Origin of the sequence: Paracidovorax anthurii (assembly GCF_003269065.1) — a bacterium.
Classification (GTDB): domain Bacteria; phylum Pseudomonadota; class Gammaproteobacteria; order Burkholderiales; family Burkholderiaceae_C; genus Paracidovorax; species Paracidovorax anthurii.
Window position 1 is genome coordinate 1 of record NZ_QLTA01000009.1, and the last position, 20,640, is coordinate 20,640.

At 70.6% G+C, this 20,640-nt stretch carries 22 protein-coding genes and 1 pseudogene; 13 read left to right on the top strand and 10 right to left on the bottom strand.

Annotated elements, in window-relative coordinates; genetic code table 11:
• Positions 1 to 321: pseudogene (locus tag AX018_RS06335) on the top strand (IS4 family transposase); the annotation flags it as partial.
• A gap of 208 nt (positions 322 to 529) precedes the next feature.
• Here AX018_RS06335 and AX018_RS06340 read toward each other — a convergent pair.
• Positions 530 to 1,129 carry a TetR/AcrR family transcriptional regulator gene (locus AX018_RS06340; RefSeq protein ID WP_170146195.1) on the bottom strand — a complete coding sequence of 200 codons (600 nt, stop codon included), beginning with the start codon at positions 1,127 to 1,129 and terminating at the stop codon, positions 530 to 532.
• Between the two features lie 178 nt (positions 1,130 to 1,307).
• Here AX018_RS06340 and AX018_RS06345 point away from each other — a divergent pair, with 178 nt between their 5' ends.
• Positions 1,308 to 1,883, top strand: coding sequence for an NAD(P)H-dependent oxidoreductase (locus tag AX018_RS06345; RefSeq protein WP_111876464.1), 576 nt, complete (start codon positions 1,308 to 1,310; stop codon positions 1,881 to 1,883).
• Positions 1,884 to 1,931: 48 nt separating this feature from the next.
• Here the strand turns inward: AX018_RS06345 and AX018_RS06350 are convergent, their stop codons facing one another.
• Complete coding sequence (locus AX018_RS06350) at positions 1,932 to 2,783, bottom strand: SirB1 family protein (protein WP_111876465.1); 852 nt, start codon at positions 2,781 to 2,783, stop codon at positions 1,932 to 1,934.
• Between the two features lie 112 nt (positions 2,784 to 2,895).
• A complete protein-coding gene (murJ, locus tag AX018_RS06355; RefSeq protein ID WP_111876466.1) occupies positions 2,896 to 4,461 on the bottom strand; it encodes a murein biosynthesis integral membrane protein MurJ in 1,566 nt (521 codons plus the stop codon).
• Positions 4,462 to 4,587: 126 nt separating this feature from the next.
• Here murJ and rpsT point away from each other — a divergent pair, with 126 nt between their 5' ends.
• Positions 4,588 to 4,887, top strand: coding sequence for a 30S ribosomal protein S20 (gene rpsT, locus AX018_RS06360; RefSeq protein ID WP_011794312.1), 300 nt, complete (start codon positions 4,588 to 4,590; stop codon positions 4,885 to 4,887).
• 59 nt (positions 4,888 to 4,946) lie between these two features.
• Here rpsT and AX018_RS24655 read toward each other — a convergent pair whose 3' ends face one another.
• Positions 4,947 to 5,180: a hypothetical protein gene (locus AX018_RS24655; protein WP_146749241.1), complete on the bottom strand. Its 234-nt coding sequence runs from the start codon at positions 5,178 to 5,180 to the stop codon at positions 4,947 to 4,949.
• Between AX018_RS24655 and mqo the strand changes: the two genes are divergently transcribed.
• Complete coding sequence (gene mqo, locus AX018_RS06365; RefSeq protein ID WP_111876467.1) at positions 5,179 to 6,885, top strand: malate dehydrogenase (quinone); 1,707 nt, start codon at positions 5,179 to 5,181, stop codon at positions 6,883 to 6,885. The genes AX018_RS24655 and mqo overlap by 2 nt on opposite strands.
• Before the next feature lie 193 nt (positions 6,886 to 7,078).
• Here the strand turns inward: mqo and AX018_RS06370 are convergent, their stop codons facing one another.
• Positions 7,079 to 7,408, bottom strand: a complete 330-nt coding sequence (locus AX018_RS06370) for a DUF3579 domain-containing protein (protein ID WP_111876468.1) — start codon at positions 7,406 to 7,408, stop codon at positions 7,079 to 7,081.
• A 257-nt stretch (positions 7,409 to 7,665) separates the two neighbouring features.
• Between AX018_RS06370 and AX018_RS06375 the strand changes: the two genes are divergently transcribed.
• The 4 genes from AX018_RS06375 to AX018_RS06390 all read left to right on the top strand — a co-directional run bounded on the left by AX018_RS06375 (position 7,666) and on the right by AX018_RS06390 (position 11,390).
• Positions 7,666 to 8,862, top strand: a complete 1,197-nt coding sequence (locus tag AX018_RS06375) for an aspartate aminotransferase family protein (RefSeq protein WP_111876469.1) — start codon at positions 7,666 to 7,668, stop codon at positions 8,860 to 8,862.
• Positions 8,859 to 9,788 (top strand): ornithine carbamoyltransferase, encoded by a 930-nt coding sequence (gene argF, locus AX018_RS06380; protein WP_111876470.1) that lies wholly within the window; start codon positions 8,859 to 8,861, stop codon positions 9,786 to 9,788. The genes AX018_RS06375 and argF overlap by 4 nt, the downstream gene beginning before the upstream one ends.
• 22 nt (positions 9,789 to 9,810) lie before the next feature.
• Positions 9,811 to 10,479: an HD domain-containing protein gene (locus tag AX018_RS06385; RefSeq protein ID WP_111876471.1), complete on the top strand. Its 669-nt coding sequence runs from the start codon at positions 9,811 to 9,813 to the stop codon at positions 10,477 to 10,479.
• Between the two features lie 188 nt (positions 10,480 to 10,667).
• Complete coding sequence (locus tag AX018_RS06390) at positions 10,668 to 11,390, top strand: pentapeptide repeat-containing protein (protein WP_111876472.1); 723 nt, start codon at positions 10,668 to 10,670, stop codon at positions 11,388 to 11,390.
• A gap of 31 nt (positions 11,391 to 11,421) precedes the next feature.
• On the opposite strand, the gene AX018_RS06395 is transcribed toward AX018_RS06390, so the two are convergent.
• From AX018_RS06395 to AX018_RS06405, 3 genes are read right to left on the bottom strand one after another with little or no spacing between them, the layout of a single operon-like run.
• Complete coding sequence (locus AX018_RS06395) at positions 11,422 to 11,676, bottom strand: hypothetical protein (RefSeq protein WP_111876473.1); 255 nt, start codon at positions 11,674 to 11,676, stop codon at positions 11,422 to 11,424.
• Positions 11,677 to 11,681: 5 nt separating this feature from the next.
• Positions 11,682 to 13,562 carry a ferrous iron transporter B gene (gene feoB, locus AX018_RS06400; protein WP_111876474.1) on the bottom strand — a complete coding sequence of 627 codons (1,881 nt, stop codon included), beginning with the start codon at positions 13,560 to 13,562 and terminating at the stop codon, positions 11,682 to 11,684.
• The gene (locus AX018_RS06405) at positions 13,559 to 13,825 is read right to left on the bottom strand and encodes a FeoA family protein (protein WP_415842121.1); all 267 of its coding nucleotides are present in this window, start codon (positions 13,823 to 13,825) and stop codon (positions 13,559 to 13,561) included. Before AX018_RS06405 ends, feoB begins: the two co-directional genes overlap by 4 nt.
• A 235-nt stretch (positions 13,826 to 14,060) precedes the next feature.
• On the opposite strand from AX018_RS06405, the gene AX018_RS06410 reads away from it, so the two are divergent.
• Positions 14,061 to 14,387: a YkgJ family cysteine cluster protein gene (locus tag AX018_RS06410; protein WP_111876476.1), complete on the top strand. Its 327-nt coding sequence runs from the start codon at positions 14,061 to 14,063 to the stop codon at positions 14,385 to 14,387.
• Positions 14,388 to 14,420: 33 nt separating this feature from the next.
• Here AX018_RS06410 and AX018_RS06415 read toward each other — a convergent pair whose 3' ends face one another.
• A complete protein-coding gene (locus AX018_RS06415) occupies positions 14,421 to 14,894 on the bottom strand; it encodes an Lrp/AsnC family transcriptional regulator (RefSeq protein ID WP_111876477.1) in 474 nt (157 codons plus the stop codon).
• 142 nt (positions 14,895 to 15,036) lie between these two features.
• On the opposite strand from AX018_RS06415, the gene kynB reads away from it, so the two are divergent.
• From kynB to AX018_RS06435, 4 genes are all read left to right on the top strand, one after another.
• Positions 15,037 to 15,684 carry an arylformamidase gene (kynB, locus tag AX018_RS06420; RefSeq protein WP_111876478.1) on the top strand — a complete coding sequence of 216 codons (648 nt, stop codon included), beginning with the start codon at positions 15,037 to 15,039 and terminating at the stop codon, positions 15,682 to 15,684.
• Between the two features lie 98 nt (positions 15,685 to 15,782).
• Complete coding sequence (gene kynU, locus AX018_RS06425) at positions 15,783 to 17,090, top strand: kynureninase (RefSeq protein WP_111876479.1); 1,308 nt, start codon at positions 15,783 to 15,785, stop codon at positions 17,088 to 17,090.
• A 21-nt stretch (positions 17,091 to 17,111) separates the two neighbouring features.
• Complete coding sequence (gene kynA, locus AX018_RS06430; protein WP_111876480.1) at positions 17,112 to 17,987, top strand: tryptophan 2,3-dioxygenase; 876 nt, start codon at positions 17,112 to 17,114, stop codon at positions 17,985 to 17,987.
• A gap of 141 nt (positions 17,988 to 18,128) precedes the next feature.
• Positions 18,129 to 19,400, top strand: coding sequence for an MFS transporter (locus AX018_RS06435; protein WP_170146196.1), 1,272 nt, complete (start codon positions 18,129 to 18,131; stop codon positions 19,398 to 19,400).
• Here the strand turns inward: AX018_RS06435 and AX018_RS06440 are convergent.
• Complete coding sequence (locus AX018_RS06440; RefSeq protein ID WP_111876482.1) at positions 19,343 to 20,596, bottom strand: FAD-dependent monooxygenase; 1,254 nt, start codon at positions 20,594 to 20,596, stop codon at positions 19,343 to 19,345. The genes AX018_RS06435 and AX018_RS06440 overlap by 58 nt on opposite strands.
• Between the last annotated feature and the right edge of the window lie 44 nt (positions 20,597 to 20,640).

Consider the following 20,640-nt stretch of genomic DNA (forward strand, 5'->3'; position numbering starts at 1 on the left):
CCCGATCTGGTCAAGCAGGAGCTGTGGGGCTTGCTGATTGCCTATACGCTGCTGCGCCGATGGATGCGCAAGATGGCTGAGCACGCGGGCGTGCAGCCTGTGCGCATCAGCTTCCATACGGCCCAGCATGCCATCGTCGGTCTGCTCAACTCAGCCAGCCTCGCCACACCGGGCACGCTGCCCCAACGGCTGGATCAGTTGCTGCAACAGGCCCACTACTTCGTCCTACCGCCACGGCGACCTGAGCGAACCTACCCGCGCGAGGTCAAAAACAGAGCGCACAAGTTCCCAACGAAAAAATGCCAGTCAGCTGTTAACTGACTGGCATTGCGCCCGCAGGGGCTGTTTCACTTCAGTTTTCCATCGTGCGGCGCGCCACCCGCGACGCATGCCACTGGCGCGGCCCGGGCCCGTGGCCGCCGCGCAAGGGCCTCCCCGCCGCGCTGGCGGCGCCCCCTCCCGCTTCGCATCGCATCGCAAGGCGAAAGAGGAGGAAGGCGCGAAGCGGCTCAGGGGGTGTCGTTCCATCTCATGCCGGCGCGGCCAGCAGCAGCGTGGCCAGGATGCCGATGGCGCCGGCCCGGCCGAGCTCGCCGCCGAGCACGCTCTCGGCCAGATGCTCCCCCGCGCCCAGGAACGCGACGGTGAAGCCATACACCACCTCGGCATCGGCGCGCACGAATCCTTCCAGCGCGGCGGCATAGCGCTTCGCGAAATCGACCCGGACCATCCGATGGTCCTCGCCGGAAACCACCAGCGCGGCACTGATCGCGTTGTAGAGCGGGCCGTTCTCCAGGGTGCAGTCCAGGTAGGCCGTGCCGATGGCGCGGGCCACCTCGGCACGCTCCAGGCGCCCCTCCCGGCCTTCCCGCAGGGCCGCCAGCGCGGCCCCTTCGTGCTCCGCGCCCAATTGCCCGTACAGCTCCGACAGCAGGCCTTCCCTGGAGCCGAAATGCTGGTAGGCGATCGGCTTGGTCACCCCGCACGCCTGCGCGACCCGGGCCAGGGTCAATGCCGCGACCCCCTCCTCTCGCACCATGCGGACGGCCGTCTCCAGCATCTGCTGCCGGCGATCGGCCGCAGGCATGCGCTTGCGCGGGGAGGAAAGGGGGGTGGGAGAGGTCGCCATTTCGGATCGCCGGGGTTGAACGGTCAGCATTCGAACATATACTACCACCAGCAACTTACCATTGGTAGCTTGCTGACGGCACGCCGATGGCGCCGCCGTCGATCCGGGCGCGCGCCGGCCATGGCATGCCGCCCTCCATCCCGAGCCCTCCGAAAAAACGCCGCAAGGAACCCCCACCGTGTCCCGGAAAATCACCGTCATCCTCGGCCACCCCGACAGCTCCAGCTTCTGCGGGGCCCTCGCCGAGCGCTATGCCGCCGCCGCGCGTGCCGCCGGCCATGAAGTCCGCCTGCTCAAGCTGGGCGATATGGATTTCGACCCGATCCTGCGCCACGGCTACCAGCGCGTTCAGCCGCTGGAGCCGGACCTGCAGGAAGTCAGCGATGCGATCCTGTGGGCGCGGCACCTGGTGTTCGTCTATCCGATCTGGTGGGGCTCCATCCCGGCGCTTCTCAAGGGCATGCTGGACCGGGTTCTCCTGCCCGGCTATGCCTTCAGGATGCGCAAGGACTCCCCCTGGTGGGACAAGCTGCTGGCGGGCCGCAGCGCGGACCTCATCGTGACCATGGACACGCCGCCGTGGTATTACCGCCTCATCTATTCCATGCCGGGGCACCACCAGATGAAGAAGACCATCCTGGAATACTGCGGCGTCAAGCCCGTCAGGATCACGGCGCTGGGCCCCGTGCGTTACGCGCCGGAGCAACGGCGCGGCCGGTGGCTCCAGCGCATCGAGCGGCTGGCGGCCGGCTGAACGCTTCCGCCCGGACCGCGCCGCCGCGCTCAGAACGTGTTCACGATCTCAGTGCCTGGCGCGGCGCAACTGGCTCAGGCGCGCCCCGATGGCATCCACGTCCAGCGCGTCCTCAGCATGCGCGAGGTAGGTTTCCAGGTCGGACACGGCGCCGCCGGTATTGCCCAGCTCGGCCCGCGCGAGGCCCCGGTCGCGCCATTCGCCCCAGGCATCGGGCAGCAGCACCACGAGGCGGTCCTGCACCGCCGCGAGGCGCACCCAGTCCTGCTGGGAGCGGTGGATTTCCTTGAGGTTGCGCAGCATGCGGGCGATGACCTCGCGCGCGGGCGCGGCCTGCAGGTACAGCCCCAGCGGCACCTCGAAGTCGTCCACCAGCCCGCTGCGGCGCTTGAAGGGCTCCAGGCGCTCGGCCAGTTCCTCGCGCGAGAGCGACTGACCCGTGGTCGGGTCCATCACCACCTGCCCGCGCGGCAGCAGCACCTTGACCATGAAATGCCCCGGAAACGAGATGCCGCGCACGTGCAGCCCGAGCCCCTGGGCCAGCTCCATCCACAGCACGGCGAGCGAGATCGGAATGCCGCGGCGCGTGCGCAGCACGGCGTTCAGGTAGCTGTTGTCGGGGTCGTAATAGTTGTTGACGTTGCCGCCGAAACCCAGGTCGTGGAAGAAGAACTGGTTGAGCGAGCGCAGCCGCTGCATCGACGAGGCGTCGGTCGGCAGCCTGCGGCGCAGCCGGGCCAGCAATTGATCCACGTCGCCGAGCAATTGCTGCACGTCGAACTCGGGATACTCGTCATGGGCGATGCACGCAGCAGCCTCCAGCAACGGAAACTGCTCGTCGCTTTGCACCAGCGAGGTGAAATATTCGAGCGGCGTGGGAAGGGAATAGCTCAGGACCATGCCAGGGGTTGTACGGGCGGGTGCGTGGTGCGTCAAGCGGACGGCATGGCGCGCAAGGGGATAAAAACGCCTGGGAATGGAAAGGAAAAAGAAAAGGAATGGCAGCGCCCGTTCAGCGCCGCAGCAACAGGCGCAGCTTCAGGCCCGCCGCCCACAGCGCGCCGAAATACAGCGCCATGGCACCCAGCAGCAGCAGCGCGAGCCAGCCCGCGCGCTGCGCCTCATGGGCGCGCAGCGCGATCCAGTCGAAATGCCGCGCGCCCCAGATCAGGAAGATCGCCAGCAGCGCGCTGGCCGCCACCACCTGCAGCAGCAGCCGGCCCCAGCCGGGCCGTGGCTGGAAACTCCCGCGCCGCAGCAGCCCGATCAGCAGCCAGAGCGCATTGACCAGCGCCCCCAGCCCGATCGAGAGCGCCAGCCCCGCATGGTCGAGCATGGGCACGAGCACGGCATTGAGCACCTGCGTGACGACCAGCACCACCACCGCGATGCGCACGGGGGTGCGGATGTCCTGGCTGGCGTAGTAGCCCGGCGCCAGCACCTTGATCGCCACCAGCCCCAGCAGGCCCACTCCATACCCCGCGAGCGCCAACGCGATCTGCGCCACGTCGCCGTCGTGCAGCGCGCCGTGGTGGAACAGCGTGGCCACCAGCGGCTGCGCGAACGTGAGCAGCCCGACCGCGCAGGGCACCGACAGCACCACCACGATGCGCAGGCCCCAGTCCAGCATGGCGGAATAGCGCTCCGCATCGCCCGCCGCGCGCGCCGCCGCGAGCTGCGGAGTGAGCACCACCCCCAGGGCCACGCCCAGCAGCGAGGTGGGGAACTCCATGAGCCGGTCGGCATAGAAGAGCCACGTGACGCTGCCCGGCGCCAGGTACGAGGCGATCTGGGTGTTGATCATCAGCGAGATCTGGGCCACGCCCACGCCCAGCAGCGCCGGGCCCATCAGCGTCAGGATGCGGCGCACGCCGGGATCGCGCCACGCCGAGAGGATGGCCGAGGGCGCAATGCCGATGCGGGGCAGAAGCCGCAGGCGGTGCAGGGCCGGCAACTGCACGGCCAGCTGGGTGATGCCGCCCAGCATCACGCCGCCGGCCATCGCGTAGATGGGCTCGATGCCGCGCGCCGCGAGCTGCGGCGCGCCCAGCCAGGCGGCGGCGATCATGCACAGGTTCAGCAGCACCGGCGTGGCCGCGGGCACGGCGAAGCGCTTCCAGGTGTTGAGCACGCCGGCCGAGAGGGCCACCAGCGACATGAATCCGATGTAGGGGAACATCCAGCGCGTCATTACGACGGCGGCATCGTAGCCCTCGGGGCTCTGCCGCAGGCCGCTCGCGAGCAGCCACACCAGCAGCGGCGCGCCCAGGACACCCGCCGCGCAGGTGGCCAGCAGCACCCAGAACAGCGCGGTGGCCACGCTGGCGATGAGGCCGCGCGTGGCGTCGTCGCCATGCCGGGCCTTGTGCGCGGCCAGCACGGGCACGAACGCCTGGCTGAACGCCCCCTCGGCGAAGAGGCGGCGGAACAGGTTGGGGATGCGGAACGCGACGTTGAAGGCGTCGGTGAGCGCATTGGCCCCGAACATCGACGCCATCAGCAGATCGCGCATCAGGCCCGTCACGCGGGACGCCAGGGTCAGCAGGGAGACGGTGGAGGCGGCTTTGAACAGGGACACGGCGCGAGTGTATGCGCTGCGCCCCCCCGGCCCGCCGGCGCCCGGGCCGGCGAATGCCCCGGAAAGACGCTGCGCTATAATCGCCGGCTTTGCTGACATCATCCTCAGACACCTAAGGAACACACCATGGCATCTGCCAAGCCCAAGAAAAAGAACCCCCGCCTCGCCTCCGGCCGCAAGCGCGCCCGCCAGGACGTGAAGCTGAACGCAGCCAACACCTCGCTGCGCTCCAAGTACCGCACCGCCGTCAAGAACGTCGAGAAGGCCGTCCTGGCCGGCGACAAGACGAAGGCCTCCGAACTGTTCGCCAAGATGCAGTCCGTCGTCGACACCATCGCCGACAAGGGCATCTTCCACAAGAACAAGGCTGCTCGCGACAAGAGCCGCCTGTCCGCCAAGGTCAAGGCCCTGGCACTGGCCGCCTGACCCTCTTCAGGCAACAGCCCGGGCGGCCCCGCCGTCCGCCGTTTGCAACGGGTGCGCTGTCAGCAAAGCGAAAAACCGCCTTCGGGCGGTTTTTTCGTTTCTGCCGGGTGGCGGCTCCGGGCATGCAGGCCGGAGGCGGCTACCACGAATCGGCTTTGCAAACTTTGATCTGGCGGAAGGTCTTTGCTTGATGGGACAATCCCTCTGTCGTAAAACATTGTTTTTTGATAAGCGAGCAAAGCCTGCGGCCCTGCCAGCAGGCTTTTTTTCACGCCCAGCCATCCGAGATCCATGAAAAAGTCGATCAAAGCCTTGTTCGGCGCCCTGCTGGCGCTGGTTCTGGCCGCGGTACTGTTCCTGTACTGGCCTCTTTTCCCCCGCTCCGTGCCCCCCGCCGAAAACGAGCAGCCCATCGATGTGGTGATGGTCGGCGCCGGCGTGATGAGCACCACGCTCGCCACCTACCTGCAGGAGCTGCAGCCCGACTGGAAGATCGAAGTGTTCGAGCGCCTGGACGGCGTGGCCCTGGAAAGCTCCAACGGCTGGAACAACGCCGGCACCGGCCATTCGGGCTTCGCCGAGCTGAACTACACGCCGCAGCTGCCCGATGGCTCCATCGAAACCGTGCGGGCCGTGGGCATCGCCGAGCAGTTCGAGGTGTCGCGCCAGTTCTGGGCGCACCAGATCGGCCGCGGCAGCATGCAGGCGCCCGGGACCTTCATCAACCCGACGCCGCACATGAGCTTCGTCTGGGGCGACGACAACATTGCCTACCTCCGCAAGCGCCATGCGGCACTCGTGCAGAACCCGCTCTTCTACGGTATGCAGTACTCGGAGGACCAGGCACAGATCCGCCAATGGGCGCCCCTGATGATCGAAGGCCGTGATCCGGGCCAGAAGGTGGCCGCCACCTACATGCCCCTGGGCACCGATGTGAACTACGGCGCGGTGACCAACCAGCTCATGGCCGGCCTGCGCAAGAGCCCCCACTTCACGCTGAGCCTTCAGCACGAGGTGCGCGCGCTGCGCCAGAACGCCGACAAGACCTGGAACGTCACCGTGGCCCAGCTCGCCGAGGGCGGCAAGGAAAAGACCGTCAAGGCCAAGTTCGTCTTCGTGGGCGCGGGCGGCGCGGCGCTCAAGCTGCTGCAGGCCTCCGGCATCCCGGAGTCGAAGGACTACGCCGGCTTTCCCGTGGGCGGCCAGTTCCTCGCGATCGAGAATCCGGACATCACCGCACGCCACGACGTGAAGGCCTACGGCATCGCCTCGACCGGCTCCCCGCCGATGTCGGTGCCCCATCTGGATGCGCGCAACATGGACGGCAAGCCGGTGGTGCTCTTCGGCCCCTTCGCGCTGGCCACCACGAAATTCCTCAAGAACGGCTCGTGGTTCGACCTGTTCGCCTCCGTGACGCACGACAACCTTGCCGGCATGCTGCGCGTGGGCATCCACAACCTCGACCTGGTCAAGTACCTGGTGCAGCAGGCCGAACTGACCGACGAAGACCGCCACAAGGTGCTGCTGGAGTATTTCCCCCACGCCAAGCGCGAGGACTGGAAGCTCGTGACGGCCGGACAGCGGGTGCAGGTGATCAAGCGCGACCCCGTGAAAGGCGCGGTGCTGCAGTTCGGCACCGAGATCGTGACCGACAGCGACGGCACCATCGCCGCGCTCATGGGCGCCTCCCCGGGCGCCTCCACCGCGCCGCACATCATGCTGAACCTGATGGCGAAAGCCTTCCCGCAGCAGATGACCGATGCCGCCTGGAAGCCGCGCCTGAAGCAGATCGTCCCCTCGTACGGTCGCAAGATCAACGAGAGCCCCGCCCTGACGAACGAGATCCGCCGCATGACCAGCACGGCGCTGCATCTGCCCTACCTCGATGTTCCGGCGGATCTGTCACGGCCCGCCGCGCCGCAGGCTGGCGCCGAGAGCGCCGCACCGGCGGCACCTAGCGCACCGCGCCAGTTGAACAAGGAAATGCAGGCGCTTTGACCGCACAGGGCCGGGCTTTCAGTCCGGTTCGTTTCCTGCCGGGGGGGCCGCCTCCGGCCCGCCTGCAGACCCTCTTGCACGGCGCCCGCAGCCACACGACCGGCGCCGCGGGTTCCGCGCCGGTGCCGATGGCCCGCCATCGGCAGGGTGAAGGGGAAGGAAGGGTGAGTGTCCGGCGCGGCCGCCGGGCGATTCAGGGCTTGCCGGCGGGCGGATTGCCGTCAGGCAGCAGGCAGGCCTCGGCCACCTGCAGGCCGTTGTCGCGCGCGAAGTTCATCACGAAATCCCAGGCCATCGGCTCGTGGGCCTGCAGGTCGCGGTGGATGACGACGCACTTCACGCCGTTCATGGTGGTGGGAACGCACCAGGGGGAATAGCTCAGGTGGCTGCCCGGACGCGCACCGCCCGGGCGGAACTGGCTCATCACGCCGGCCAGTCGCTCGGCCCAGTCGCTGGGGCGAAAGGTTTTCCCGTCTTGGGTGACGCCTTGGATGAAGACTTCTTTGGAACTGGGGGAAACCATCGGGATCGGGGGGTCGTTGGAGGAAATTCGCCGCAGGATCGCCGCATGGCGCTACCGCCCGGCATTCTAACTCTTATATAAGAGCTACCCCCTTCAAAGACCCCTGGGCCGCGTCCGGCACGCATGGCTGTGATGCGCAATCGGCAATGGCCTCGCCATGCCCTGCACCTAGAATCGTGCTTCCGCGCGCCGGCCGGTCTCCCCGGGCCGGCGCACTCTTTTCCGATCCGCCTCGACCGTCTTTCTGGAGACCCCGCATGAGCGCTTCCGCCCAGCCCGCCTCGCCCCACGTGATGAACACCTACGGCCGCCTGCCGATCGCGCTCGAACGCGGAGAGGGCAGCCGGGTGTGGGACGTGAACGGCAAGCAGTACCTGGATGCCCTGGGCGGCATCGCCGTGAACACGCTCGGCCACAACCACCCCAAGCTCGTGCCCGCGCTGCAGGAGCAGATCGCCCGGCTGATCCACAGCTCCAACTACTACCACGTGCCGCTGCAGGAGCAGCTCGCCGCGAAGCTGGTGGAGCGCTCGGGCATGACCAACGCGTTCTTCTGCAACTCGGGCCTGGAGGCCAACGAGGCGGCCATCAAGCTCGCGCGCAAGTACGGCCACGACAAGGGCATCGAGAACCCGCAGATCGTGGTCTACGAGAAGGCCTTCCACGGCCGCTCGATCGCCACGCTCTCGGCCACCGGCAACCCGAAGGTGCAGGCCGGCTTCGGGCCGCTGGTGGAGGGCTTCATCCGCGTGCCGATGAACAACATCGAGGCCATCCGCAAGGCCACCGAGGGCAACGCCAACGTGGTGGCCGTGTTCTTCGAGACCATCCAGGGCGAGGGCGGCGTGAACCCGATGCGCATCGACTACCTGCAGCAGCTGCGCCGGCTCTGCGACGAGCGCGGCTGGCTGATGATGATCGACGAGGTGCAGTGCGGCATGGGCCGCACGGGCAAATGGTTCGCGCACCAGTGGGCCGGCATCGTGCCCGACGTGATGCCGCTCGCCAAGGGCCTGGGCTCGGGCGTGCCGATCGGCGCCGTCGTGGCCGGCCCCCGGGCCGCGCACATCTTCAGCCCCGGCAACCACGGCACCACTTTCGGCGGCAATCCGCTGGCCATGCGCGCCGGCAACGAGACCATCCGCATCATGGAGGAAGACAACCTCCTGCAGAACGCCGCCGACGTGGGCGCCCACCTGAGGACGGCACTGGAGCGCGAGCTGGGCGGCCTGCCCGGCGTGAAGGAGATCCGCGGCCAGGGCCTGATGCTGGGCATCGAGCTCGACCGCCCCTGCGGCGTGCTCGTGGGCCGCGCGGCCGAGGCCGGCCTGCTGCTCTCGGTGACGGCCGACAGCGTGATCCGCATGGTGCCGGCGCTCATCCTCACGCGTGCGGAGGCCGACGAGATCGTGTCCCTGCTCGCCCCCCTGGTCAAGGCCTTCCTGGCCGAATGAAAGCCCCTGCGCCCATGAAGCATTACCTGCAATTCAAGGACCTCGCCGCAGACGAATACGCCTACCTGCTGGAGCGCGCCGCGTTCATCAAGGCGAAGTTCAAGAACTACGAGAAGCACCACCCGCTCTCCGACCGCACGCTAGCGATGATCTTCGAGAAGGCCAGCACCCGCACGCGCGTGAGCTTCGAGGCCGGCATGTACCAGCTCGGCGGCAGCGTGGTGCACCTGACCACGGGCGACAGCCAGCTCGGCCGCGCCGAGCCCATCGAGGACAGCGCCAAGGTCATCAGCCGCATGGTGGACCTGGTGATGATCCGCACCTACGAGCAGACCAAGATCGAGCGCTTCGCGGCGCACTCGCGCGTGCCGGTCATCAACGGCCTGACCAACGAGTTCCACCCCTGCCAGATCCTGGCCGACATCTTCACCTTCATCGAGCACCGCGGCTCCATCCAGGGCAAGACCGTGGCCTGGGTGGGCGATGGCAACAACATGGCCAACACCTGGCTGCAGGCCGCCGAGCTGCTGGGCTTCACGGTGCACGTGAGCACGCCCTCGGGCTACGAGGTGGACAGCCGGGTCGCCGGCGTGGCGGCCGGCTCGCACTACAAGGTGTTCCAGGACCCGATCGAGGCCTGCCGGGGCGCCGACCTCATCACCACCGACGTGTGGACCAGCATGGGCTACGAGGCCGAGAACGAGGCGCGCAAGAAGGCCTTCGCCGACTGGTGCGTCGATGCCGAGATGATGGCCGCCGCCCGGCCCGATGCGCTCTTCATGCACTGCCTGCCCGCGCACCGCGGCGAGGAGGTGGAGGCCGACGTGATCGACGGCCCGCAGTCCGTGGTGTGGGACGAGGCCGAGAACCGCATGCACGTGCAGAAGGCTCTGATGGAGTACCTGCTGCTCGGCCGCGTCGCCTGACGCGGCCTCTTCCCTTCGCTCCATGGCCCCGGACCGCGACGCCCTCCTGGCCCGCTGGGCGGCGCTGGGCCGGCAGCTCGGGCGCGAAGGCCCAGCCTGGATGGCGCAGGGGCGGCGCCTGCTGCGCCACTGGTCCCTGTGGCCGCGCGCCTACCACGGCACCCGCCACCTGCAGGCCTGCCTCGACCATTTCGAGGCCGCGCGCGCGGCGCCCCCCTCGCAGGCCATGGCCGATCCGCAGGCCGTCGCCCTCGCGCTCTGGTTCCACGATGCCGTCTACTGGCCCTGGTCGCGCCGCAACGAGGAGCGCAGCGCCCGGTGGGCATGCCGCTTCCTGCAGGCCCAGGGCTTCGCCCCCACCCTGGTGGACACGGTGGAGCGGCACATCCTGGCCACGCGCCATGCGCCCGCCAGCCCGATCGAGGGCGACGCCCGCTGGGTGGTGGACATCGACCTCGCCATCCTCGGCCAGCCCCCCGGGGCATACGCGGAGTTCGAGCGGAACGTGCGCCGCGAATACCGCTTCGTGCGCTGGCCGCGCTACTGCGCGGGCCGCTGCGCGGTCCTGCAGTCCTTCCTGGACCGCCCTTCGGTGTATGCCACCCGGTGGTTCGGCGACCGCTGCGAGGCTCAGGCCCGCCTGAACCTGCGCCACGCGCTGGAGACGCTGGGCCGGGGCCACCCGTTCTGACCACGGCACCGCCGCCCGGGGCGAAGGATGCCGCCCGGCCCGCGCCGCGCGGGACGGCCGCTTTGTTCACAACTGCGGCGAAATGACAAACGGGTGCCCGAGAGTCCCATCTCCGTGCGTTCCCTTTGGCCCACGGCAGGGTCAGGCCGGGGAGAATTTCCGTCCTCCCATTTGCTGCCCCTTCTTCCATGACGTCGCCCACGGCCTCTGCGCGCCCCTCCACCCACCAAGGCACCGCCTTCCATGACGAAAGCTTCACCCGCGAGCGGCTGGCGCAGTGCCTGGCCGAGGAGACCGCGCCGCTGCTCTTCGAGCGCTGCCGCTTCGAAGGCGTGGACATGAGCCACCTGACGCTGGCAGGCTGCATCTTCTCGGAATGCCATCTCCAGGACGCGAACCTCGTGGCCTGCGACCTGGGCGCCAGCCGCTGGTTCCACTGCGATGCCGCGCGCGCGGATTTCCGCAGCGCCCGCGCGGACGCGGCGGAATTCCAGGCCTGCAACCTCGGCAACACCCGCTGGCAGAACGCGGTGATCGATGACGCGCGCTTCATCGAATCCAAGCTGACCGGCGCGCATTTCGGCAATGTGAAAGGCTCGGGCGTGGTGTTCAACCGCTCGCAGCTCTTCGCCGCCCACCTGCGCGGCATGGGCTTTCGCAAGGCGCGGATCGAAGAGGTCAACTTCGCGGAGGCGGACCTTTCGCAATGCGATTTCCGCCAGGCCGTCTTCGTGGGGGGCAGCCTGCGCGACGCCCGCGTGGACAACGCCGATTTCTCCTTGGCGGACCTGGGCGCCACCGAGATCTCCGGCCTGCCCCTGTGGAACAACCCGAAGTTCCGCAAGGCCCGCATCTCCCTGGCCCAGGCGGCCGCCCTGGCCGAGGAGGGCGGGCTGGTGGTGGACATCTGACGCGCCCGGCCGGGGACGGCCGGGCGCGGCTTCAGTTCCGCGGCGCTCCCGAGGGGCCCGGACGCACGATGGACACCGGCCGCGCCGCATCGCCGCCGGCCCCCGTGGTGGCGCAGCCACCCGCCGCGCCGCTGCCGCAGCTGCTGCATCCACCGCAGCCGGACGATTCGGCCAGCGCCGGGTGCACCGCCCCCAGGCGCCCGCGCCAGCGCGCGGGCATCCACTTCCATGCCAGATAGGCGGCAGCCACCGCCACGATGGCCACGACGATCCATTCCTGAGCCATGTCCTTCAACCTCCGGAGGTGAGCGCGAGCGCCACGCGGTAGGTGACGAAACTCGCGGCGTAGGCCAGCGCGAAGAGGTATCCCGCCATGAGCAGCGGATAGCGCCAGCTGTTGGTTTCACGCCGCACGGCGGCGATGGTGGAGATGCACTGCGGCGCGAACACGAACCACGCCAGCAGCGACAGCGCGGTGGCCAAAGACCACGTGCCGGCGATCAGCGTGCCCAGCTGCGCGGCGGCTTCCTCGCCGGTGGCCGACAGCGCATAGACCGTGCCCAGCGCGCTCACCGCCACCTCGCGCGCGGCCATGCCGGGGATGAGCGCGATGGCGATCTGCCAGTTGAAGCCGATCGGCGCCACCAGCGGCTGCAGCAGCGCACCGATGCGCCCGGCCAGGCTGTACTGGATGGCCGCACCGGTGGCGCCGTCGGGCGGCGCCGGGTAGCTGGAGAGGAACCACAGCAGGATGGTGACGGCCAGGATGATGCCGCCCACGCGCTTGAGGAAGATCATGGCGCGCTCGTAGAGGCCCTGCGCCAGGCCGCGCGGGCTGGGCCAGCGGTAGGCGGGCAGCTCCATCAGCAGCGGCGTGGCGCCCTGCTGGCGGCGCGCGAGCTTGGCCACGGCGGCCACGGCCATGGCGCTCGCGATGCCGCCGAAGTAGAGCGCGAACAGCACCAGCCCCTGCAGGTTGAACACGCCCGCCACCGTGCGCTCGGGGATGAAGGCGCCGATGAGCAGCGCATAGACCGGCAGGCGCGCCGAGCAGGTCATGAGCGGCGCGATCATGATGGTGACGAGCCGGTCGCGCCAGTGGGTGATGGAACGCGTGGCCATCACGCCCGGCACGGCGCACGCGAAGCTGGAGAGCAGCGGGATGAACGAGCGCCCCGACAGCCCCACCGTGCCCATCACGCGGTCGAGCAGGAAGGCCGCGCGCGGCAGGTAGCCCGAATCCTCCAGCGCGAGGATGAAGAAGAACAGGATCAGGATCTGCGGCAGGAAGACCAGCACCCCGCCCGTGCCGGCCAGGATGCCGTCGGTGAGCAGGCTGCGCAGCGGCCCGTCGCCCATGTGCGCGTTGACCCAGCCCGAGAGCGCGGCCACGCCGTCCTCGATGAGGCCCTTGGGCGCCTCGGCCCAGCTGAACACGGCCTGGAACATCAGGAACAGCGTGGCGGCCAGCAGCAGCAGGCCCCAGAGCGGGTGCAGCACGACGGCATCGATGCGGTCGTCGGCGCGCAGGCTGGCGGCGGGCTCGCGCACGGCCACGGACATGATGCGGCGCACCTCCTGGTGCTGGCGCATGGCGCGCTCGGCAGCGCCCGTGGCGCCGGGCGCATCGCCCGCCGCCGCGGGCGTGGACGGCAGGGCGGCCGTGTCGAGCCAGCCCAGCAGCTCGCGCGCGCCGTCGCTGCGCACGCCCACGGTGGCGATCACGGGCATGCCGAGTTCCCGCGACAGCGCCTCGCGATCGATCGCGATGCCCTGGCGCTCGGCCATGTCGCTCATGTTGAGCACGAGCAGCATGGGCAGGCCCAGCGCGCGGGCCTCCAGTACGAGCCGCAGGTTGAGCCGCAGGTGGGTGGCATCGGTCACGCACACCAGCAGGTCGGGCACCGCCTCGCCCGGGCGGCGGCCGGTGACGATGTCGCGCGTGACGGCCTCGTCGAGGCTGTGGGCGTTCAGGCTGTAGGCGCCCGGCAGGTCGAGCACGCGCACGCGGCGCCCGCCCGCGGTCTGCAGGTGCCCTTCCTTGCGCTCCACGGTGACGCCGGCATAGTTGGCGACCTTCTGGCGCGCGCCGGTCAGCAGGTTGAAGAGCGCGGTCTTGCCGCAGTTGGGGTTGCCCAGCAGGGCGATGCGCAGGGGCGATGCGGCGCTCATGCCACGCCCTCCCCGGGCCGCACGCGCACCAGCGCGGCTTCATGGCGCCGCAGCGCGAAGGTGGCCTGGCCGATGCGCACGGCGATCGGATCGCCCCCAGGGAAGCCGCTGGCCACCACGCGCACGGGCTCGCCGGGCAGGAAGCCGATTTCCATGAGGCGCTGGAGGATGGCCTGCTCGCGCTCGTCGCTCGCGGGCTGCAGCTCCATCACGCAGGCCGGCGTGCCGCGCGGCAGCCGGTCGAGGCCGACGAGATCGGTCATGGCGGACGGACGGGCCACGGCGGGCCCCATCACTCCTTCTGACATTTTCATGGGATATTGTTGGAAATGATATTAATTTTCATTCTATCCACCCGGCCTTCGAGGGCCTTGTGATGGATCACAGACCCGGGCAGCCCGCAAAGGTTCTGCGGACCGGGCATTTCTGTCGCCGGGCCGCCGCCGCGCGGGGCGCGGCACAATCGCGCCCAGCCCGCCACCGCCAGCCACCTTGTCCATGAGCCTCCATCCCTGCCTGACGTGCGGCGCCTGCTGCGCGAGTTTCCGCGTCGATTTCTCGGTGCACGAATCGGAGGAGATGGGTGGCAGCGTCCCGGGGGGCCTCGTGGTGGAGGTGAACGACGGGCTGCGCCGCATGCGGGGCACCGACCACGCCGCGCCGCGCTGCGCGGCGCTCACCGGCCGCGTGGGCGCCCGGGCGGCCTGCGGCATCTACGAATGGCGCCCCTCCCCCTGCCGCGAGTTCGAGGCCGGCGGCGAAGCCTGCGCCCGCGCGCGCAGGCGCCACGGCCTGGAGCCGCTGGCGGACTCCGTGGTGTTCTGACCGGACCGCGGGCCCGCGCGGGCCCGGCCAAGGTCAGCCGGGCACCGGCAGCCCGCCGATGCGCCCCTTGAATTCCTGCAGCGAGAAATAGCTGTGCACGTGGCGCACGCCGGGCAGGCGGTGCAGCCGGCCCTGCAGCAGCTCGGAATACGCATCCAGGTCGCGGGCCACCACCACGAGCATGAAATCCTCGGGCCCGGAGATGCCGTGGAACATCACCACCTCGGGGATCGCGCGGACGGCGTCCTCGAACGGCCGGGAGGACGCCTCGGTCTGCCGGTCGATGCCCACCATCACGAACACCAGCACGCCCAGCCCCAGTGCGCGGCGGTCCAGGGCCGCGTGGTAGCCGGCGATGACGCCGTCGTCCTCCAGGCGCTTGACGCGCCGCCAGCAGGGCGACTGCGAGAGGTGCGCCATCTGCGCCAGCTCGCCCGAGGTGAGGCGCGCGTCGTCCTGCAGGGCCGCCAGGAGCTGCCGGTCGGTGCGATCGAGGTCGGCTTGCATAGGTTTTTTCCTTTTTCCAGCAAATCGGAAGATTTATCCAATTTTCAGGCTTGTCAGGATTAAACGACACCATACCCCACCCGTGTGCCTAGGATGCGCCCCATAGCGGTTCGAAGCCGCCTTTGGAGGGAGGAGACAGCCTATGACCGCTACCCGCACGCTGTGGGACATTTCCGCGCCGGTGCACGCCGGCAGCCCGGTGTTCCCGGGCGACACGCCCTATTCGCAACAGTGGTGCGCCACCATCGGCCCGCAGTGCCCGGTGAACGTGAGCGCGGTCACCCTCTCGCCGCACGTGGGCTCGCATGCCGACGCCCCGCTGCACTACGACCCCCAGGGCGCCGCCATCGGCAACGTCGCGCTGGACGCCTTCCTCGGGCCCTGCCGGGTCATCCACGCGATCGGCCGGGGCCCTCTCATCGGGTGGGAGCACCTCGCGCACGCCGTGGACGGCGGCGCCCCCCTGCCCCCGCGCGTGCTGGTGCGCACCTACGGGCGCATGCCCGTGGACCGCTGGGACGGCGCGCTGGCCGCCTATGCGCCCGAGACCATCGAGCGCCTGGCCGACCGGGGCGTGGTGCTGGTGGGCATCGACACCGCCAGCATCGACCCGGCCGAGAGCAAGGCGCTGGAGAGCCACCAGGTGATCCGCCGGCGCGGCCTGCGGGTGCTGGAGAACCTCGTGCTCGACGCCGTGCCCGAGGGCGACTACGAACTCATCGCCCTGCCCCTGAAGCTCACCACCGCCGATGCCTCGCCCGTGCGTGCCGTGCTGCGGGCCCTGGACTGAGCCCCGGGCGCCCTGAAGGCCCTTTTCTCGGCCTTTGGGCCTCCATGTCGCCGTATCCGCTGCGAAGTTAGCTACACATTTAATAGCAATCCCCTGCCATGACCACCCTGGACGACTGCCGCGCCCTCGATGCGCAAGACCCGCTGCGCCCGCTGCGCGACCACTTCCTGCTGCCCGAGGGCGTGATCTACCTCGACGGCAATTCCCTGGGCGTGATGCCCCGGGCCGCGCCCGCGCGCATCGCCGACGTGGTGGCGCGCGAGTGGGGCACGGACCTGATCCGCTCGTGGAACGACGCCCGCTGGTTCGACCTGCCGCAGCGCCTGGGCGACCAGCTCGCGCCGCTGATCGGCGCGGGCGCCGGCGAGGTGGTGTGCACCGACAGCACCTCCGTCAATCTCTACAAGGTGCTGAGCGCCGCGCTGAACATCGCCCGCGAGGACGCACCCGCGCGCCGCCGCGTGGTGAGCGAGCGCAGCAACTTCCCCACCGATCTCTACATCGCCGAAGGCCTGTGCCGGGAGCGCGGCCTGGAGCTGGTGCTGGTGGAGCCCGAGGACATCGCCGCCGCGCTCACGGGCGACGTGGCCGTGCTGATGCTCACCCACGTCAACTACCGCACGGGCGCGATGCACAACATGGCAGCGGTCACCGCCGACGCGCATGCCCGGGGCATCCTCTGCGTGTGGGACCTGGCGCACAGCGCGGGCGCGGTGCCGGTGGACCTGCGCGGCGCGCAGGCGGATTTCTCGATCGGCTGCGGCTACAAGTACCTCAACGGCGGCCCCGGCGCGCCCGCCTTCGCGTGGGTGCACCCGCGCCACGCGGACCGATTCTGGCAGCCGCTGTCGGGCTGGTGGGGCCACGCGGCGCCGTTCGCCTTCACGCCCGGCTACCAGCCGGCCCAGGGCATCGCGCGCTACCTCTGCGGCACGCAGCCCATCATCAGTCTGTCGGCCCTGCAGTGCGGGCTGGACGTGTTCACCGCGGCCGGGCCGCTGGGCGGCATGGCGGCGCTGCGCGCGAAGTCGCTGGCCCTCACGGACCTGTTCATTCGATTGGTGGAGGAGCGCTGCGCGGGCCACGGCCTGGGCCTGGCCACGCCGCGCGGGCATGCGCAGCGCGGCTCCCAGGTCTGCCTGACGCGCGACGAAGGCCAGGGCGTGGACGGCCGGGGCAGCGGCGCCTACGCCATCGTGCAGGCGCTGATCGCGCGCGGCGTGATCGGCGACTTCCGCAAGGGCGACGGCGGCCAGGGCCCGCACAAGGACATCCTGCGCTTCGGCTTCACGCCGCTCTACCTCGGCCACGAGGACGTCTGGAACGCCGTGGAGCACCTGCGCACGGTGCTGGAGAGCGGCGAATGGCGCCGCCCCGAATTCAACCAACAACATGCCGTGACCTGAACCGGCCGGAGACCGCCCCCCATGTGCCCCCACGCCCCGCAAGCCGCCACCACCGCAGCCCCCCAGCCCGAAGCCATCGTGCACGAAGAGCGCGCCCAGCTCGACTTCAGCCGCGACATGAGCTATGGCGACTACCTGCAGCTCGACGCGATCCTGAGCGCGCAGTCGCCCCTCTCGCCCAACCACAACGAGATGCTGTTCATCGTGCAGCACCAGACCAGCGAGCTGTGGATGAAGCTCATGCTGCACGAGCTGCAGGCAGCCATCGCCCACGTGGCGCGGGACGACCTGCCGCCGGCCTTCAAGATGCTCGCGCGCGTGTCCAAGATCATGGAGCAGCTCGTGCACGCCTGGGACGTGCTGGCCACGATGACGCCGCCCGAGTACAGCGCCATCCGCCCCTACCTGGCGCAGTCCAGCGGCTTCCAGAGCTACCAGTACCGCTGCATCGAGTTCGCGCTGGGCAACAAGAACGCGGCCATGCTCCGGCCGCATGCGCACCGCCCCGACCTGCTCGCGCGCGTGCAGGCCGCCTACGAGGCCCCCTCGCTCTACGATGAGGTGCTGCGCCTGCTGGCGCGCCGGGGCCTTCATGTGCCCGCCAGCCACACGCAGCGCGACTGGACCCAGCCCTATGCGGAGAGCGACGCGGTGGAGCAGGCCTGGCTGGCCGTGTACCGCGACACGGCGCGCCACTGGGACCTCTACCAGATCGGCGAGAAGCTCACCGACCTGGAGGACGCCTTCCGCCTCTGGCGCTTCCGCCACGTGACCACGGTGGAGCGCGTGATCGGCTTCAAGCGCGGCACGGGCGGCACGGGCGGGGTGAGCTATCTGCGCCGCATGCTGGACGTGGTGCTGTTCCCCGAGATCTGGAAGCTGAGGACGAGTCTCTGAAGCCCGCCTGAGCGGCCTTCTGACGGGTGGCGCCGCGCCGGTTCCATGCGCCCTGGGGGACTGCGCACGTGCGGCTAAAAGCCGAGAATGCCGGAGCCTCGCCGCAGCCGCGGCGAGGCCGTCCGCACGCCCTCCGCCGCCATGCACTCCACTCGCCAGCCCCCTGTCGAAACAGCCGCGCCTCCGGACTCGGGCGCCCCCTGGGCCATGCTGCTCGCGCTGGTCTCGGGCTTCGCGCTCAGCCAGGCGTTCCGCACGGTCACGGCCATCATCGCCACGGGGCTGCAGGCGGAGTTCGGCCTCTCCGCGCAGGCGCTGGGCGTGTTCGCGGGCACCTTCGCCTTCGCGTTCGGCACCATGCAGCTCTTCATGGGCGTGGGCATCGATCTCTTCGGCGTGCGGCGCACGGTGCTCGCGGTGTTTCCGCTCGCGGTCGCGGGAGCGCTGCTGTCCGCGCTGGCACCGGGCCATGGCGCCGTGCTGGCCGGGCAGGCGCTGATCGGCGTGGGCTGCGCGCCGGCCTTCCTGGCGTGCACGGTGTTCATCGCGCGGCACTTTCCGGCGCGGCGCTTCGCGTTCGTCTCGGGCGTGGCGCTGGGCGTGGGCGGGCTGGGCATGCTGTTCACCGGCACGCCGCTGGCGTGGCTGGTGGAGTGCACCTCCTGGCGTGCGGGCTTCGGCGTGCTGGCGGGGCTGGCGGCCGCGGCCTGGCTGCTGATCGCCTGGCGCGTGCGCGAGCCCGCAACGCATGCGAAGGACGCGCCGCCGCGCGAATCGCCGGGCGCGGCGATGCGCGGCTTCGGCGCGCTTTTCCTGCTGCCGCACACGCCGGGCATCCTGCTGCTGGGCCTGGTGACCTATGCGGCCTTCCTCGCGCTGCGCGGCCTGTGGCTGGGGCCGCTGCTGATCGGGCGGCACGGCTTCTCGCTGGTGGAGAGCGGCAACGTGGCGCTGCTGGTGTCGCTGGTGTCGCTCTTCGGCCCCGCCGCCTTCGGCCGGCTCGACCCCGGCCCCGCGCGCCGCCGGCGCTGGATCATCGGCGCCACGCTGCTGATCGCGGCGATCTTCCTGGCCATGGGGGCGCTGCACAGCGCCCGCGCGGACGTGGCCGGCGCGATCGCGGTGGGCGTGCTCTCGGGCGCCCTGGTGCTGCAGTACGCCGACGTGCGCTCGGCCTACCCGCCCGCCATGACCGGGCGCGCGATGTCGGTGTTCACCATGGCGATGTTCCTCGGCGTGGCGCTGGTGCAGTGGGTGACGGGCCTGGCCGCATCGGTGGCCGCGGCGCGCGGCGCCGACCCGTATGCGGCGGTGCTGCTCACCATCGCCGGGCTGCTGGCGGCCGGCGCGCTGGCCTACCGGCTGCTGCCGGCGCCGCCGGGCGCGGCCGGCCCGTCCGCCGGCTCCCGATAAAGCCAGGGCTGGTCCAGCAGCCGCTCGCCCAGCAGGCGCAGCGCGGCGTCGCGGGCCCAGCGCACCGGGCCCGCCGCGTGGAAGATGCGGCCGTTGCGCTCGGCGCGGGCCTGCACGCGCGCATTGCGCCGCCAGCGCTGCCCGGCATAGTGCCGCAGGCGCCCGGGCACGTCCGCGCCCGCGCCCGCGCCCGCGCCGGCCAGCACCTGCTGCAGCACGGCGGCATCCTCGATCGCCATGCCCGCGCCCTGGGCCAGGTACGGCCGCATGGGGTGGGCCGCGTCGCCCAGCAGGGCCACGCGGCCCCGGGCCATCTCCTGCGGCCCCCCCACGGGCGGGCGGTCGCACAGCGGCCAGAGGCGCCAGCCCGCGCCCGCGTGCGGCACGGCGCGCACCACGTCCTGCAGCGCCGCGCAGGCGCCGCGCAGCGCCGATTCGAGGTCGCCCGCGTTGCCCGCGTGGTCCCAGCCGTCCAGGTCGTCCGGCGCGCGGCCGTGGCGAATGGCCACGACGTTCATCAGCTCGCCGCGCCGCACCGGGTACTGCACCACGTGCAGGCCCGGCCCCAGCCAGGCGGTGACCTGCGCCGTGCGCAGGCCCTGCGGCAGCGCGGCCTGCGGCACCACGGCGCGGTAGGCCAGGTGGCCCGACACCCGCGCGGGCGCATCGCCCAGCAGGCGCGCGCGGGTGGCGCTGCGCAGCCCGTCGGCGCCGATGAAGGCATCGCCGCGCGGTGCGTCGCCCGCCGCCGTGCGCAGCACGATGCCGTGCGCCTCCTCGGCATGGCCGGCGATGGTCTCGCCCGGATGCAGCCGCACGCCGGCCTGGGCGCGCGCGGCCTCCAGCAGCAGGCCGTGCAGGTCGGCGCGATGGATGGTGGCGTAGGGCGCGCCGTAGCGGGCCCGCAGGGCCTCGCCCAGCGGCAGCGTGGCCAGCACGCCGCCGTGCAGGGCGCTGCGCACCTGCAGCCGGTCAGGGTAGGCGGCCACGGACTGCAGCGCGCCGCCCAGGCCCCAGGCCTGCAGGCGCCGCACGGCATTGGGGCCCAGTTGCACGCCCGCGCCCACCTCGGTGAAGGCGGGGGCGCGCTCGAAAAGCTCCACGGCCCAGCCCCCGCGCCCGGCGCCCAGCGCCGCGGCCAGGCCGCCGATGCCCCCTCCGGCGATCAGGAGCACCGGCTGTCGTGTGTGGTTCATGCGCGCGATTGTGCGCGGGGCGTGCGCCGCGCGGCACGAGGCAG